The sequence below is a fragment of the Mesorhizobium sp. WSM3866 genome (assembly GCF_002294795.1).
Classification (GTDB): Bacteria; Pseudomonadota; Alphaproteobacteria; order Rhizobiales; family Rhizobiaceae; genus Mesorhizobium.
In genome coordinates, this window is the sequence record NZ_NSGC01000004.1 from 354735 (window position 1) to 369763 (window position 15029).

General features: G+C 63.8%; 10 protein-coding genes. 5 read left to right on the forward strand and 5 right to left on the reverse strand.

The window, feature by feature from the left end:
* Positions 1-13: 13 nt before the first annotated feature.
* A complete protein-coding gene (locus tag CK222_RS12225) occupies positions 14-5737 on the reverse strand; it encodes a HAMP domain-containing protein (RefSeq protein ID WP_245433016.1) in 5724 nt (1907 codons plus the stop codon).
* A 140-nt stretch (positions 5738-5877) separates the two neighbouring features.
* Positions 5878-7377, reverse strand: a complete 1500-nt coding sequence (locus tag CK222_RS12230) for an ATP-binding protein (RefSeq protein WP_095800540.1) — start codon at positions 7375-7377, stop codon at positions 5878-5880.
* A 208-nt stretch (positions 7378-7585) separates the two neighbouring features.
* On the opposite strand from CK222_RS12230, the gene CK222_RS12235 reads away from it, so the two are divergent.
* Positions 7586-7840 carry a hypothetical protein gene (locus CK222_RS12235; RefSeq protein ID WP_067318808.1) on the forward strand — a complete coding sequence of 85 codons (255 nt, stop codon included), beginning with the start codon at positions 7586-7588 and terminating at the stop codon, positions 7838-7840.
* Between the two features lie 95 nt (positions 7841-7935).
* Here the strand turns inward: CK222_RS12235 and CK222_RS12240 are convergent, their stop codons facing one another.
* Complete coding sequence (locus tag CK222_RS12240; RefSeq protein ID WP_095800541.1) at positions 7936-8421, reverse strand: hypothetical protein; 486 nt, start codon at positions 8419-8421, stop codon at positions 7936-7938.
* A gap of 200 nt (positions 8422-8621) precedes the next feature.
* On the opposite strand from CK222_RS12240, the gene CK222_RS12245 reads away from it, so the two are divergent.
* Both CK222_RS12245 and CK222_RS12250 read left to right on the forward strand, forming a co-directional pair.
* Positions 8622-8987 (forward strand): RidA family protein, encoded by a 366-nt coding sequence (locus tag CK222_RS12245; RefSeq protein WP_067318812.1) that lies wholly within the window; start codon positions 8622-8624, stop codon positions 8985-8987.
* 29 nt (positions 8988-9016) lie between these two features.
* Positions 9017-10240 (forward strand): amidohydrolase/deacetylase family metallohydrolase, encoded by a 1224-nt coding sequence (locus tag CK222_RS12250; protein ID WP_095800542.1) that lies wholly within the window; start codon positions 9017-9019, stop codon positions 10238-10240.
* A 5-nt stretch (positions 10241-10245) separates the two neighbouring features.
* On the opposite strand, the gene CK222_RS12255 is transcribed toward CK222_RS12250, so the two are convergent.
* Entirely contained in the window at positions 10246-12036 is a 1791-nt protein-coding gene (locus CK222_RS12255) for an NAD(P)/FAD-dependent oxidoreductase (RefSeq protein WP_095800543.1), read from the reverse strand.
* A 50-nt stretch (positions 12037-12086) separates the two neighbouring features.
* Positions 12087-13034, reverse strand: coding sequence for a MurR/RpiR family transcriptional regulator (locus tag CK222_RS12260; RefSeq protein ID WP_095800544.1), 948 nt, complete (start codon positions 13032-13034; stop codon positions 12087-12089).
* 271 nt (positions 13035-13305) lie between these two features.
* On the opposite strand from CK222_RS12260, the gene CK222_RS12265 reads away from it, so the two are divergent.
* Together CK222_RS12265 and CK222_RS12270 are read left to right on the forward strand one after the other, a co-directional pair.
* Complete coding sequence (locus CK222_RS12265) at positions 13306-14139, forward strand: ABC transporter ATP-binding protein (RefSeq protein WP_067318820.1); 834 nt, start codon at positions 13306-13308, stop codon at positions 14137-14139.
* Positions 14136-14984 carry an ABC transporter permease gene (locus tag CK222_RS12270; RefSeq protein WP_067318822.1) on the forward strand — a complete coding sequence of 283 codons (849 nt, stop codon included), beginning with the start codon at positions 14136-14138 and terminating at the stop codon, positions 14982-14984. The genes CK222_RS12265 and CK222_RS12270 overlap by 4 nt, the downstream gene beginning before the upstream one ends.
* The last annotated feature ends 45 nt before the right edge of the window (positions 14985-15029 follow it).

Genomic DNA, 15029 nt, shown 5'->3' on the forward strand with positions numbered 1-15029 from the left:
TGCCGGAGCGCTTTCAGATGGCGGTCATCAATGCCGGCGCGAAGGGCTCAGCCCGCGCCCGCGCGCGACCGATCCAAACCCGCAGCAACGCAAGCAGCAGATCGAGGTCGACCGGCTTGGCGATGTAGTCGGATGCGCCGGCGTCCAGGCATTTCTGACGGTCGCCTTTCATCGCCTTGGCGGTAACCGCGATCAAGGGGATGTGGGCTATCGCCGGCATGGCGCGAATCCGACGCATGGTCTCGTAGCCGTCCATTTCCGGCATCATGATGTCGATCAGGGCGACGTCGACGTCGGGCGTTTCTTCGAGCAACGCGATGCCGTCCCGGCCCCGTTCGGCATGCTGCACATCAATGTCGTAAGTCTCCAGCACGCTGGTCAACGAGTAAATGTTGCGAATGTCGTCGTCGACGATCAGAACCTTGGCGCCGGCGAGATCGGCATTGTCGACCTGCTCGGTGGCCAAGATCTGTTCGCTCTGCGTGTCGCTTGGCAGTGCCGCCGAGATCAGGAGCCCGAGCTGGCCGAAGTTATCGGCACGTGGGACATCGCCCAGTGCCGGATGCAGCGCGACCTGCTGCAGAAACGCGTCCGGGTGCGGCGTGAAGAACAGCAGGCGCGGTAGAGCGTCGCTGAACTGAGACACGATTTCGTCGAGCATCTGGGCGTTGTCCTTGGCCGAACGCCCAAACCCGAAAACAATCGCGTCATAAGCGGCGACGCCCGGCTCGTCCACGTTGGCGGCGACACGACCGACCGCGGTGACCGAGGTGATGCCATCTCGAATGGCTTCCACCAGGGCCAGGCGGCGCTCGGGGTCAGGATCGGCGATCAGCACGTTGCGCTGCACCCTCAGGTTCCGCGAATGGATCTCCTCGAAAACGCGGGCGAGCTCGCCGGCCGAAACCGGCTTGCTCGAAACGCTTGCAGCGCCCCTGCGCGTCAGCACTTCGAGATCCTCGGCGCCGGAGATGACATGGATCGGAATGTTCCTGGTCTTCTGGTCATGCCGCAGAAGGTCGAAAAGCACCCAGCCGTCGATGTCTGAAAGGCCGAGATCGAGCGTGATGGCATCGGGCATCAGCTTGCGGGTCAGTGCCAGCGTGCCGGAGCCGGCCGTTGAAAGCACCCCCTTCAGTCCGGCGGATCGAGCAAGACCGAGCAGCAGCCCTCCGAAGGTCGGGTCGTCCTCGACAATAAGCACCACCCTGTCCGAGGGGTTGATCGAGTCACGATCGTCCGCAAGTTCTGGGGTACCCGAGCTGTCTGCTGGCTGGACGCCCGCCGCGATGACGTCGGCAGGCGAAAGCTCGATCGGCGCCGCCAGGCTGCTGCTGCGCGGGCCGTCGAAGGGGATGACCAGGGTGAAGGTCGATCCCTTGCCTGGCTCGCTTTCGACGCGCAGCTCACCGCCGAGCAGCCGGGCGATTTCCCGGCTGATGGAAAGGCCGAGGCCTGTGCCGCCGTATTTGCGGCTGGTCGTGCCGTCGGCCTGCTGAAACGCCTCGAAGATGAGCTTTTGCTTGTCTTCCGGAATGCCGATCCCGGTATCGGTAACGGCGATCGCCAGCGCCCGGGGCGGCGCCGCACCGTTTTTGCGGCCGGTTCTCTCGGCATGGATGTTCAGCATCACCTCGCCATTGGACGTGAATTTGAAGGCATTGGACAGCAGATTGAGCACGATCTGCTGCAGCCGCTTTTCGTCCGTGCGGATCGTCTCAGGCAGGGCTTGCTCGATCTTGATGGTGAAGCCGAGCCCCTTGTCAGCCGCAAGCTGTCTGAAAGTCCGCTCCATATGCTGGCGCAGGTGTGCGAGCGGCATGTCGTTGATTTCGATCGACACCGTGCCGGACTCGATCTTGGAAAGATCCAGTATGTCGTTGATGAGGCTGAGCAGGTCGGTACCTGCCGAGTTGATCGTACGCGCGAAATCGATCTGCTTGTCGTTCAGATTCCCCTGCTGGTTTGTCGCAAGCAGATTGGACAGGATCAAAAGCGAATTTAGCGGCGTCCTCAGCTCGTGACTCATGTTCGCCAGGAATTCGGATTTGTATTTGGAGGTCAGCGCCAGCTGCTCGGCCTTCTCCTCCAGAGCCCGCCTGGCCATCTCGATCTCGAGATTCTTGTTTTCCACCTGCTTCTTTTCATTCTCGAGCAGTTGCGCCTTTTCCTGCAGCTCCTCATTGGTGGCGTGAAGCTCTTCCTGCTTCTTGGTGAGCTCGGTCTGACGCGACTGCAGTTCGGACGTCAAAAGCTGCGATTGCTTGAGAAGCCCTTCCGTGCGCATGGTCGCAGCGATCGTGTTGAGCACGATACCGACCGATTCCATGAGTTGCTCCAGGAAAAGGCGGTGCGTATCGCTGAACCGGCTGAACGAAGCCAGTTCGATAACCGCCTTGACCTCGTCCTCGAACAAGGCCGGCAGGACGATGGCGCTCGCCGGCGGGGCCTCGCCCAGGCCGGAGGTGATGCGCAGGAAGCTCGATGGGACGTCATCGAGCATGATTGCCCGTTTGTCGGCGGCGCACTGCCCGATCAGGCCTTCGCGGAAGTCGACCCGTTGGCGGACGGTGGCCTTGCCTTCGGCGGCGTAGGACGCGGCTAGTTCCAGATAGGATTCTTCCTCGTCGCGATTGGTGACGTAGAACAGGCCGTATTGCGCGTTCACCAGCGGCGCGAGCTCGGAAATGATCATCCGCGAAACCGTGGCAAGGTCCCGCTCGCCCTGCAGCATGCGCGAGAAACGGGCGAGATTGGTCTTCAGCCAATCCTGCTCGGCATTCTTCAAGGTCTGGTCCTTGAGGTTGCGGATCATCTCGTTGATGTTGTCCTTCAGCGCCGCGACCTCGCCGGAGGCCTGCACGCTGATCGAGCGGGTGAGGTCGCCCTTGGTCACCGCGGTCGACACTTCGGCGATGGCCCGGACCTGGGTCGTCAGGTTCGCCGCCAGCTGATTGACGTTGTCGGTCAGGTCGCGCCACAGGCCGGCGGCGCCCGGCACCCTGGCCTGGCCGCCGAGCTTGCCCTCGATGCCGACCTCGCGAGCCACGTTGGTCACCTGATCAGCGAAGGTCGCCAGCGTCTCGATCATGCCGTTGATCGTGTCCGCCAGAGAAGCGATCTCGCCCTTGGCATCGACCGCAAGCTTGCGCTTCAGATTGCCCTGGGCAACGGCGGTGACGACGTCTGCAATGCCGCGCACCTGGTTGGTCAAATTGGTCGCCATCAGATTGACGTTGTCGGTCAAGTCCTTCCAGGTGCCGGCCACACCCTCCACCCGAGCCTGACCGCCGAGCTTGCCTTCGGTGCCGACCTCGCGCGCCACGCGCGTCACCTCGCCGGCGAACGAGTTGAGCTGGTCGACCATGGTGTTGATGGTCGACTTCAGCTCCAGGATCTCGCCTTTGACATCGACGGTGATCTTCTTGGACAGGTCGCCTCGCGCCACCGCTGTGGTAACTTCGGCGATGTTGCGGACCTGACCGGTCAGGTTCTCGGCCATCGAGTTGACGTTGTCGGTCAGGTCCTTCCAGGTGCCGGCGACGCCGCGCACCTGTGCCTGACCGCCGAGCTTGCCTTCGGTGCCGACCTCGCGAGCCACGCGCGTCACTTCCGAGGCAAAGGAGTTCAATTGGTCCACCATCGTGTTGATGGTGTCCTTGAGCTCCAGGATTTCACCGCGCACATCGACCGTGATCTTTTTCGACAGATCGCCGAGTGCGACGGCGGTCGTCACCTCCGCAATGTTGCGCACTTGGCCCGTGAGATTGGCGGCCATGGCGTTGACGTTGTCGGTGAGGTCCTTCCAGGTGCCGGCAACACCGCGCACCTGCGCCTGTCCGCCGAGCTTGCCGTCGGAACCCACTTCGCGGGCGACGCGCGTCACCTCCGAGGCGAAGGAGTTCAACTGATCCACCATCGTATTGATGACGTCCTTGATCTGCAGGATTTCGCCCAAGGCGTCGACGGTGATCTTCTGGGTCAGGTCGCCGGTGGCGATTGCGGTCGCGACCTTGGAGACGTCGCGCAACTGCACGGTCAAATTGCCGGCCATCGCGTTGACATTGTCGGTCAGATCCTTCCAGGTGCCGCCGACGCCCTCGACATGCGCCTGACCTCCCAGTTTGCCTTCCGAGCCCACTTCGCGCGCCACGCGGGTGACCTCCGACGCGAAGGAATTGAGCTGGTCCACCATGGTGTTGACGGTGTTCTTCAGTTCGAGGATTTCGCCCTTCACATCGACGGTGATCTTTTTCGAAAGGTCGCCCCTGGCAACGGCCGTGGTCACATCGGCGATATTGCGCACCTGCCCGGTCAAATTGGCGGCCATCAGGTTGACGTTGTCCGTCAGGTCCTTCCACGTGCCGCCGACTCCGCGGACTTCAGCTTGGCCGCCCAGCTTTCCCTCGGTGCCGACCTCGCGTGCCACGCGGGTGACTTCCGAGGCGAAGGAGTTCAGCTGGTCCACCATCGTGTTGATGGTGTTCTTCAGCTCCAGGATCTCGCCCTTCACATCGACGGTGATCTTCTTCGAGAGGTCACCCAGTGCCACCGCGGTAGTCACTTCGGCGATGTTGCGCACCTGACCGGTAAGATTCGCCGCCATGGAATTGACGTTGTCGGTCAGGTCCTTCCAGGTGCCGGCGACACCGCGCACCTGTGCTTGGCCGCCGAGCTTGCCTTCCGTGCCGACCTCGCGCGCCACGCGCGTCACCTCGCCGGCAAATGAGTTGAGCTGATCGACCATGGTGTTGATGGTCGATTTCAGTTCCAGAATTTCGCCTTTCACGTCGACGGTAATCTTCTTGGAGAGGTCGCCCAAAGCCACCGCCGTCGTCACATCGGCGATGTTGCGGACTTGGCCGGTCAGGTTGGCGGCCATCAGGTTGACGCTGTCGGTGAGGTCTTTCCAAGTACCGCCAACGCCCTCGACACGGGCTTGGCCTCCGAGTTTGCCCTCGGTGCCGACCTCACGCGCGACGCGGGTCACCTCCGAGGCGAAGGAGTTGAGCTGGTCCACCATCGTGTTGATGGTGTTCTTCAGTTCGAGGATCTCGCCCTTCACGTCGACGGTGATCTTCTTCGACAAGTCGCCAGATGCGACAGCCGTGGTCACCTCCGCAATGTTGCGCACCTGGCTGGTCAGGTTGGTCGCCATCGCGTTGACATTGTCGGTCAGGTCCTTCCAAGTGCCGGCCGCCCCCCTGACGCGTGCCTGACCGCCCAGCTTGCCTTCGGTGCCGACCTCGCGCGCCACACGCGTCACCTCCGACGTGAAGGACGCGAGCTGCTCAACCATGGTGTTGACGATTTTACCGATGCGCAGGAATTCGCCACGAAGCGGCCTGCCGTCAATTTCCACCATCATGGATTGGGACAGATCGCCCTTGGCGACCGCGCCGATGACGCGGGCAACTTCCGCGGTGGGCTGCACCATGTCCTCGATCAGGTCGTTGACCGAACGGACGCTCGATTCCCAGCTGCCTTTGGCGTTCCTCACATGGCCGCGTTCCCCGATGCGGCCGTCCTTGCCGACGACCCTGCTCAGCCGCGCAAATTCTCGCGCCATCTGGTCGTTCAACTCGACGATCTGATTGAATGTGTCGGCGATCTCGCCGTTCAACCCTTCATAAGAATTCTCGATGCGGACGGAGAAGTCACCGTTTCGAAAGGCTTTGAGGGCGTTGAGAATCTGACGGGAATCGAATTGTTCCTTTGACGAACGAGAAACGCCCACACTCCCCTCCGCGCCTGCCCCGACAGCTATATTAAGCCGAGGGCCAGAACGCATCGCGGCCTGTTTGGTTCCGTGCCTGTTTGAACAGGTGGTTAATCAGATGTGGCGAAGCTTGCCGTAGAGACACTCAGGCCGGATTCTTATGCAGCCGAACTGCCCGGCTCTTCTTCTCCGGCATTCGGATCGCCCGGGGCCGTTGCCCAGGCGAGCTCGACCAGCGTCACCGTGCGGCGGCCAACACCGTCGATCTGGCACACGATCAGCCCCTGCTCCTCGATGTAATCGAGCAGCCGCCGGGCGCGACGCAGCGAATGCGAGCCATACGCGCGGGCGATCGCCGCGTCGCTCGGGCAGGGCCAGCCTTCCTTCGCCGCCCTCGCGATCATCATGAACACGCCCTGCATGTCCTCCGGCAGAAGCGATGCGCGCACGGAGATGTCGCGCCACGCGTCGTCCTCGGCGATGTCCGAGCCGACGCCGGCGCGGGCGCGCGTCAGCATGCGTCGGAATTCCGAAAGGTCGGGCACCACCGAAGCGAGTCCTTCGATCCGGCAGCGGACCACGAACTCCTGATAGAGCACGCCGATGACGCGGAATCCGGCATCGGGCTCAGCCAGGATGGCGCGCAGGATACGGTCCATCCGTCGGCGCCGCTCGGCGAGGTCCTCGGCGCTCGGCTGCGTCTCGGCCGGCTCGGGGCGGATGTCGAGCGGCGCGGCCTTGGCCGCCATCAACTGATCGAGCAGGTCGGGCGACGGCCGGCGCTGCGGCCGGATCGCCTCCGGCGGCGGTGCCGCGAGGATGATGGCGCGCGCATCTTCGAGCGTCGCTTCGGGCAGCGGCATCAGCCGCGGCGTGCCGTTGCGCGGGCTCGTCTCGGTCGATCCGATCCGCACGCTGAGCGGGCGGCGCGACAGCGCCGGACCGAGCGCCATGAAATGCCCGCGCTCGAGGTCGCGGAAGGCTTCCGCCTGCCGCCGCTCCATGCCGAGCAGGTCGGCGGCGCGCGCCATGTCGATGTCCAGAAAGGTGCGGCCCATCAGGAAGTTGGAGGCCTCCGCCGCGACGTTCTTGGCGAGCTTCGCCAGCCGCTGCGTGGCGATGATGCCGGCGAGCCCGCGCTTGCGGCCGCGGCACATCAGATTGGTCATGGCGCCGAGCGAAAGCTTGCGCGCCTCATCCGAGACCTCGCCTGCAGCAGCCGGCGCGAAGAGCTGCGCCTCGTCCACCACCACCAGCATCGGATACCAATGGTCGCGCGCGACCTCGAACAGCCCGCCAAGGAAGGCTGCGGCGCGCCGCATCTGGTTCTCGGCATCGAGCCCTTCGAGGTTTAGCACCGTCGAGACGCGGTGGATGCGCGCTCGCTCGCCGGCCGCCTGCAGGCCGCGCTCGGTATGATCCTCGGCGTCGATCACCAGATGGCCGTAGCGCTCACCCAGCGAGACGAAGTCGCCTTCGGGATCGATGATGGTCTGCTGCACCCAGGGCGCGCTCTGCTCCAGCAGCCGGCGCAGCAGATGCGACTTGCCCGAGCCCGAATTGCCCTGCACCAGCAGGCGGGTCGCCAGCAGCTCCTCAAGGTCGAGGGCCGCCGGCGCGCCTGCCGACGTCTGCCCCATCTCGATCGCAACCGTCATATTCTCGACTCGGATAGTCTCCCTGCGCGGGAGGGACTTAGCAACCGGCGCGCGGTGCGTCGAGCATGGGGCCAAGGGCTCGGCGCGATGTTCCACACTTAACGGCAGGCCATCGCCAGCTGAACTGGTCCGACCACCATTTCGCTGGCGCAATCCCCTGATCGGCGTATCATCCCTTGAGGGAGGGGTTCATGGCAGGAGGAGGCTTATGAACGTCGCTGCGGAAGTGCCCGTCATAGACCTGACAGTGCAAGACATTGTTTCTTCTGCTCTTTCGAAATTTCGCGCCGGCGACACTGTTTCGACCCGGGCAATGCTCGATGCGATCCGCCAATCGGACCCCGCCTGCGGGGACAGCGACGACCATCTGGTCGAACTGATCGTCATGGCCGCTGTTGGTAAGACCATGGGCGTCGTCTTCGATCACCGCTCGCCCGACGAGCGGTTGCCGCGCCTGTCCTAAACCTCGTTACTCTGAAAGGATTCAGGCGAGGCGCTGCAAATCCTTGTTTGGCGGATGTCGGCGTCCCAAACGCGCACACATCCGGGCGACATGCATTAGCTTCCCAGCGGATGCGGCATATAACCGACGAAACCGGCGATCTTCCAGCGCCCGCCGACCTTGCGGCAGAAGTAGAGCGTCTGCCATTTCAGGCGGTCGACGCTGCCGTCGGCCTTGGCGACCGAGCCGTCGAACTTCTTGTGCAGCACAGCACGATCGCCATCGACGTCGATGTCGCGCAGATTGGTGACGCGGAAAATCGCCTCGCGCAGCGGCTCGGCGAATTCTGTCGCGGCTGTCTCCTTGGCCTGGCGCAGCCATTCGTCGCGATAGACTTCCAGCCTGGGAAACTGCAGCCGCCAGGCATCGGCATTGGGCAGGAAATGCGCATGCATGCCGAAAAAGCTTTCGGCGATGAAGTCGTCCTCGACCATCGACCAATGCTGGCCGAGGAAGGCGTCGATGTCGCGCCGCACCAGCATTTCCCACAGCGCATGGCGATCGGCATCGCCTTCCGGAAACGGATTCTTGTCAAAGGTCATGTTGGTTCTTCCCCTTGCGTTCGATCAGCAACCCACCGGTCGCATCTCAGGATTCGGAGTGCAGGATGCTCACGATTTGTAATAAAGAAACATGATTTTCGGAAAAAATGTTGCTTTCCGACATTGCCTCTTGGAGGATCACCTCTACAAGCGTAGACGGCTGCAAGAACGGTCCTTACGCTCGACAACAGGAGATTCATTTGCCCAAGCAGTGCTTCGGAAAGTCGCATGTCCCGCTCTCGCCTGCCGTCCGCGCCGGCGATTTCGTCTATGTCTCCGGCCAGGTGCCGGTGGGCAGCGACGGCCTGGTAGTCAAGGGCGGCATAACTGACCAAGCCGAGCAGGTGCTGCAAAACGTCAAGGCTGCGCTGGCGCTGGCCGGATGCACCATGGACGACGTGGTGAAGACCACCGTCTGGCTCGAGGACGCCCGCGATTTCGGCGCCTTCAATACGGTCTATGCCAGGCACTTCCCGAACGACCCGCCGGCGCGTACCACCGTCGAGTCGCGCCTGATGATCGACATCAAGATCGAGATCGAGGCCGTCGCCTACCGGCCGGTCTGATCGGGGCCAGACAACAACGGAGGCGCGGAATGCAGTTCGATCTGTTGATCAAGGGCGGCCGCGTGATCGACCCGGCTTCCGGGTTGGATGCGCCGCGCGACATCGCCGTCGCCGATGGTCGAATCGCCGCGATCGAAGCGGCCATCGATAGCGAGACCGCCGGTGATGTCGTCGACGCCAGCGGCTGCATCGTCACTCCGGGCCTCGTCGATCTGCACAGCCACGTCTACTGGGGCGGCACCTCGCTCGGCGTTGACGCTGACCGTCTCGCCGCCAAGAGCGGCACCACCACCTTCATCGATGCCGGCAGCGCCGGCGCCGGCAATTTCCTGGGGTTTCGCCGCCATGTCATCGAGCGTTCGAAGGTCCGCATCCTTGCCTACGTCAACATCTCGTTTGCCGGCATATTCGGCTTCGCCGAGACCATATCCGTCGGCGAATGCAGCGATCTCAGGCTCTGCGAGCCGCGCGAGACGGTGGCCGCGGTGCGCGAGCACGCCGCCGTCGTCGTCGGCGTAAAAGTCCGTTCCGGCAAGCACGCCGGCGGCACCAGCGGCATCGCGCCGGTCGACCTCGCGCTCGAAGCCGCAGACCGAGCCGGCCTGCCGCTGATGGCGCACATCGACGAGCCGCCGCCCGGCCGCTCGGAAGTGCTGACCAGGCTCCGCCGCGGCGACATCCTCACTCACTGCTTCCGGCCGTTCCCCAACGCGCCGGTCTTCGCTTCGGGCGCGGTGCGGCCGGATATGCGGCAGGCGCGCGAGCGCGGCGTCATCTTCGACATCGGCCACGGCATGGGCTCCTTCGACTTCGAGGTGGCGAAGGCGATGCTGGCGGAAGGGCTGGCGCCGGACGTCATCTCGAGCGATGTGCATCTCTACTGCGTCGACGGCCCTGCCTTCGATATTCTCGTCTGCATGTCGAAGCTCATGGCGCTCGGCATGCCGCTGGTCGAAGTCGTGCGCGCCGCAACGCAGCGCCCGGCCGAAGCGATCGCCAGGCCCGAGCTCGGGGCGCTTAAAGTCGGCGGCATCGGCGATGTCGCGGTGCTGAGGCTGCAGCCCGGCCGCTTCACCTTTGTCGACGCGGCCGGTGCGTCACTCATCGCGGACCAGCGGCTGGTCTCGAATGGCATCGTCATTGGCGGCAAATGGTGGCGGAACGAGACGCCCGACCACAATGAGACCGAGCGCTTCGAGGCCCATGCGCACCACACGCATGTCGAGGTTGCGGCCAGGCACTTCGGGCGCTGATTGGCTCACCGTCGCGAATTGCTCGGCTCGCCATAGACCGGCGTCGCAATCCCCTCCATCCGCGCCTTGAGCTGCAGCGCCACGAACTTCGAATAGAAGCGCGACAGCGCGAGATTGCCGCCGTGGAACCATAGCGCCTCCTGGGCGGTCGGCTTCCACATGTTGCGCAACTCGCCCTGCCACGGGCCGGGATCGCCCTTGACGCCGGAGCCGAGGCCCCAGCACGGCCCGACCTTGTCGGCGACCTCCCGGGAAACGATCCCTGCCACGGTCTCGTTCATCGACTGGTAGCCGGTGCAGGAGACGATCGCGTCGACCGCCAGCTCGCTGCCGTCCTCAAACAGGACGCCGGTCGGCGTCAGCGATTTGATGCCGACGCCGCTCTTCACCGCGATCTCGCCGTTCAGGATCAGCTCGCAGGCGCCGACATCGATGTAGTAGCCGGAGCCGGTGCGATAGGCTTTCATAAGCAGTCCGGTCTCGTCCTCGCCGAAGTCGATGGCAAAGCCGCTGTCGCTGAGGCGCTTGTAGAAATCCGCGTCGCGCTCGCGGATGACGTCATAGAGCGCCCGCTGGCCTTTTGGGACCAGCGCGAAGGGTGTCGAAGCCACGATCATGTCGGCCTTGTCGGTGGTGATGCCCCGCGCCAGCGCCTTTTCCGAAAAGATCTCGAAGCCGACCTCCATCAGCGTGTCCGACTTCACCACCGTCGTCGGCGAGCGCTGCACCATGGTGACCTTGGCGCCGGCTTCCCAGAGGTCGACGCTGACATCGTGGCCGGAGCTCGCCGCGCCGATCACCGCGACGCGCTTGCCGCGGAATTTCTCGCCGGTCGAGTACTGGCTGGAATGCAAAAGCTCGCCTTTGAAGCTGTCCGCGCCAGGCAGATCGATCTGCCGCGGCGGCCCGTAGGCGCCGGTGGCGAACACGATGTGCTTCGGCTTCAGCGTGATGCGCTCGCCGGCGCGATCGACCACCACCGTCCAGACCTTTTTGGCCTCGTCATAGGCCGCACTGATGCATTTGGTGGCGACCCAGTAGTTCAGCTCCATGACGCGGGCATACATTTCGAGCCAATCGCCCATCTTGTCCTTGGGCGTGAACACCGGCCAGTTTTCCGGGAACGGAATGTAGGGCAGATGGTCGTACCAGACCGGGTCGTGCAGCACGAGCGAGCGGTAGCGGTTGCGCCAGGAATCGCCGGCGCGCGCGTTCTTCTCGACGATGAGGGTGGGAACACCGAGCTGCCGCAGACGGGCGCCGAGCATGATGCCGCCCTGGCCGCCGCCGATCACCAGGCAATAGGGCTGCTCGTGCACGCCGAGCTCACGCGCCTCGCGCGCTCTTGCTTCCGCCCAGGTCTCGCGTTCGGGATCGGCCTTGTGGCGGATGCCGAGCGGCCGGGCAGGCCCCTTCTGCTCCTCGAACCCCTTGAGCTCGCTCATCGCCGTGAACAGCGTCCGGCAGCGGCCATCCTTGAGCCGCAGGATGCCCTCGCCTCGCGCCACGGCCGTCTCGAAGCTGAACCAGGCCTCGATGACGCCGTCGGCGACGCTTGACTCCCCGGACAGGCGCCAGTGCGATGGTTGCGTCGAGGAAAGCGTCGCCTTGAGCATCTCGCGGACCGCCGGTTGGCCGTCCACGGTCTTGATGTTCCATGTGAAGGTCAGCAGATCGCGCCAGTAGCAATCGTCCACGAAAAGGTTCGTCGCCGCCTCGATGTCACCCGCCTCGAGCGCGCGGCCGAATGTGCCGAGCCAGGTTGCCGCCTGTTGCGATGGTGCGATGTCGAGCATTGATGTTCGTTCCCCTGAATACGCAGATCATAGCCGCGTTGCGGCTGTTCTCAGTCGCCGAGCGGCTCCATCTCCTTCCCCGTCCGATGGATCTGGGCGTTATATTTGATGCGGCGCACCGTCTCGCGCGCCGGGCCGTCGAGCATGTAGGCGGACGCGACCGCGAGCAGGTCGATGGCCGCAAGGAAGGCGTAGCGCGAAGCTGTCGGCTTCAGCGTGTCGGGATATTCGGGAACCGCCATCGTCAGCTGGACATCGCAGACGCGTGTCAGCTCCGTGTCCGGCGCGGTCACGCAGATCGCGTCGGCGCGATAGTGCTTGGCAAGCTCCACCGCCTCGATCACTTCTCGGGTACGGCCGGTCGCCGAGATCGCGATCACCACATCGCCCGGCTTCAGTGTCGAAGCCGTCATGCGCATCAGATACGGATCGCATTGCGCGCTGATGGTGATGCCATAGCGAAACAGGCGATACTGCGTCTCTTGCGCCAGCGCCGATGAGCTGCCGCCAAGTCCGAATACCGTCACTTGCCTGGCCTTGGCGATCAGCTCCGCCGCTTTCTGCAACTGCCCTGGATCGATCTGCCGTTCGGCCTCCTGCAGCGCGCGGCGCGCTTCGCCGAAGACGGCGTTCCAGAACGGCATGCCGCTGTCGCCGTTCGTGGGTTGCGGCTTGGTGCTAAGATAGAGCGCGCCGACGACGAGGCTCTGCGCCAGCTTCAGCTTGAAGTCGCGCACGCCGTCGCATCCGATGGCGCGGCAGAAACGGGTGACCGTCGGCTCGCTGACCTGGGCGCGCTGCGCCAGCGCGGCATTCGATGCATCGACGGCATATTTGACGTCGTCGAGCACGACGTCGGCGACGCGACGCTCCGCCGGCCGCAAGTCCGTGTAGCTGTCCTTCACCTGCGAAATGATGTCGGGGAAGCGCCTGACATGATCATGCCGGCCGTCATCCCCGTCGGAAATCCGCAGCGCCTGGCTGTCAGCTTCGGTCATTGGCCGTCCTTCTCTGCCGTTTCTGGACCACCATATTTGCGATTATCCGCCGGCTGGCCATGGGCAATCAGCCGAAGTGAGTATGTAGGAAAGTAACACACACTGCAAGCGCGTCTAAACACAGGCGAAATCAGACACTTAGATAAGCTTTAGTTGAATCTGATGGCGCCAGATCTTTGCCACCGCTTGACAGTAAAGTAGGATAGTTACAGACTGATTTCGCGGACAGAGGGGGCTCCGGCAACCCAATCACGCAGTCTCCGAGGGGAGCATGAATACCGGCAGCGCAAGAACGCCGAAGCTCGGCGTGCAGGCAGCGAGCAAGGTTTATACCACGGCCTCCGGCGATCTTCTCGCCCTAGACCGCTGCAGCCTCGACGTGCACGCCAACGAGATCGTCTCCATCGTCGGCCCCTCCGGCTGCGGCAAGACCACGCTGTTGTGGTCGATGTCGGGTCTGCATCGTCTGACCAGCGGCGCGATACTGCTTGACGGCAAGGAGGTCACCGGCCCGCGTCCCGAGATCGGTATCGTCTTCCAGGAAGCGAACCTTCTGCCCTGGCGCAATCTCGACGCCAACATAAACTTCCCGTTCGAGATCAAAGGCGAGAAGCCCGATCGCGCCTGGATCGCGCATCTGCTTCATCGCGTCGGGCTCGACGGCTTCGGCGGCAAGTTCCCGCGCGAGCTTTCCGGCGGCATGCAGCAGCGCGCGGCGATCGTCCGCGCGCTGGCGCTGAAGCCTTCCGTGCTCTTGATGGATGAGCCCTTCGGTGCGTTGGACAGCTTCACCCGCGAGGAGATGAACCGCCTCGTCGAGGAGATCTGGCTCGATACCAAGACGACCATCGTTTTCATTACCCACAGCATCGAGGAAGCGATCTTCCTCTCCGACCGGGTCGTGGTGCTGACCGCGCGGCCGGGACGCGTCGCCAAGGTCTACGACGTGCCGTTCCCGCGCCCGCGCTCGCTGGAGATCATGGCCACCAAGGAGGTCTTCGACCTCACCAACCGCATCAAGATGGACATCGTCGGCGAGCGCCGGCCGAAGGCGCAGGAGCAGCTGCAACACAAGAGCGCTGAAATCGTGAGGATCAGACCGTGAGCGGGGGCGACGCCATTCCGGAATTCTCCAAAGCCAAGTCCGGTGACGGCCAGGATGTCAGCCTCACCAACCTCTCCGCCTTCGCCGGCGGCCCAGGCATCAAGTCCGGCGCCGAGGTGGCCGCGATTCTCGTCGTCGCGGTGGTGATCATCGGCGGCATCGAGCTGGCGCTGCGCATCTTCCACGTGCCGCAATACATCATGCCGCCGCCGAGTGCGATCGTTTACGCTTTATTCGACGAGTTCCCGCTGATCGCGCCGCATCTCGGCTACACGCTGGTCGAGCTCTTCTCCGGCTTTGCCATCGGCGCCGTCGTCGGGCTGGTGATGGCGGCGGTGATCACGCAGTTTCCCTTCGCCGAGAAGATCGTCGCGCCTTACATCTTGATCCTCGTCACCACGCCGATGCTGGCGCTGGTGCCGCTTCTCATCCTGCGCTTCGGCTTCGGCTACACGCCGCGCATTATCGCGGTAGCTTTAGCCGCCGGACCGATGGTGATGATCAATGCCGCGACCGGGTTCCGGCGCGTGGACAGCGCCAAGATCGCGCTCGCTCGCTCCTATGGCGCGAGCACCTTGCAGATCTTTTGGAAGATCCGCGCGCCGATGGCGCTGCCGATGATCCTGGTCGGGCTGATGATCGGCGCGATCTTCGGGCTCCTCACTGCGGTAGGTGCCGAGATGGTCGGCGGCGGCTTCGGCCTCGGCAACCGGCTTACCTCGTATTCGTCGATGATCCAGATGCCGCAATTCTTCGCGGTGGTGCTGATCCTGTCGACGCTCGGCATCCTGATCTACGTGCTCTTCTTCCTGATCGGCAAGAAATGGGCGAGCTGGGAGGCATGAGCGCGGACGGATGAGATCGCCCGGGAGACGGGCGAAGGCAAGGGC

Excerpts from the sequence above, each read along its gene's own strand:
- CK222_RS12230 (WP_095800540.1), bottom strand. The coding sequence starts at position 7,377 with ATGACGGTTGCGATCGAGATGGGGCAGACGTCGGCAGGCGCGCCGGCG.
- CK222_RS12235 (WP_067318808.1), top strand. The coding sequence starts at position 7,586 with ATGAACGTCGCTGCGGAAGTGCCCGTCATAGACCTGACAGTGCAAGAC.
- CK222_RS12240 (WP_095800541.1), bottom strand. The coding sequence starts at position 8,421 with ATGACCTTTGACAAGAATCCGTTTCCGGAAGGCGATGCCGATCGCCAT.
- CK222_RS12250 (WP_095800542.1), top strand. The coding sequence starts at position 9,017 with ATGCAGTTCGATCTGTTGATCAAGGGCGGCCGCGTGATCGACCCGGCT.
- CK222_RS12255 (WP_095800543.1), bottom strand. The coding sequence starts at position 12,036 with ATGCTCGACATCGCACCATCGCAACAGGCGGCAACCTGGCTCGGCACA.
- CK222_RS12260 (WP_095800544.1), bottom strand. The coding sequence starts at position 13,034 with ATGACCGAAGCTGACAGCCAGGCGCTGCGGATTTCCGACGGGGATGAC.
- CK222_RS12265 (WP_067318820.1), top strand. The coding sequence starts at position 13,306 with ATGAATACCGGCAGCGCAAGAACGCCGAAGCTCGGCGTGCAGGCAGCG.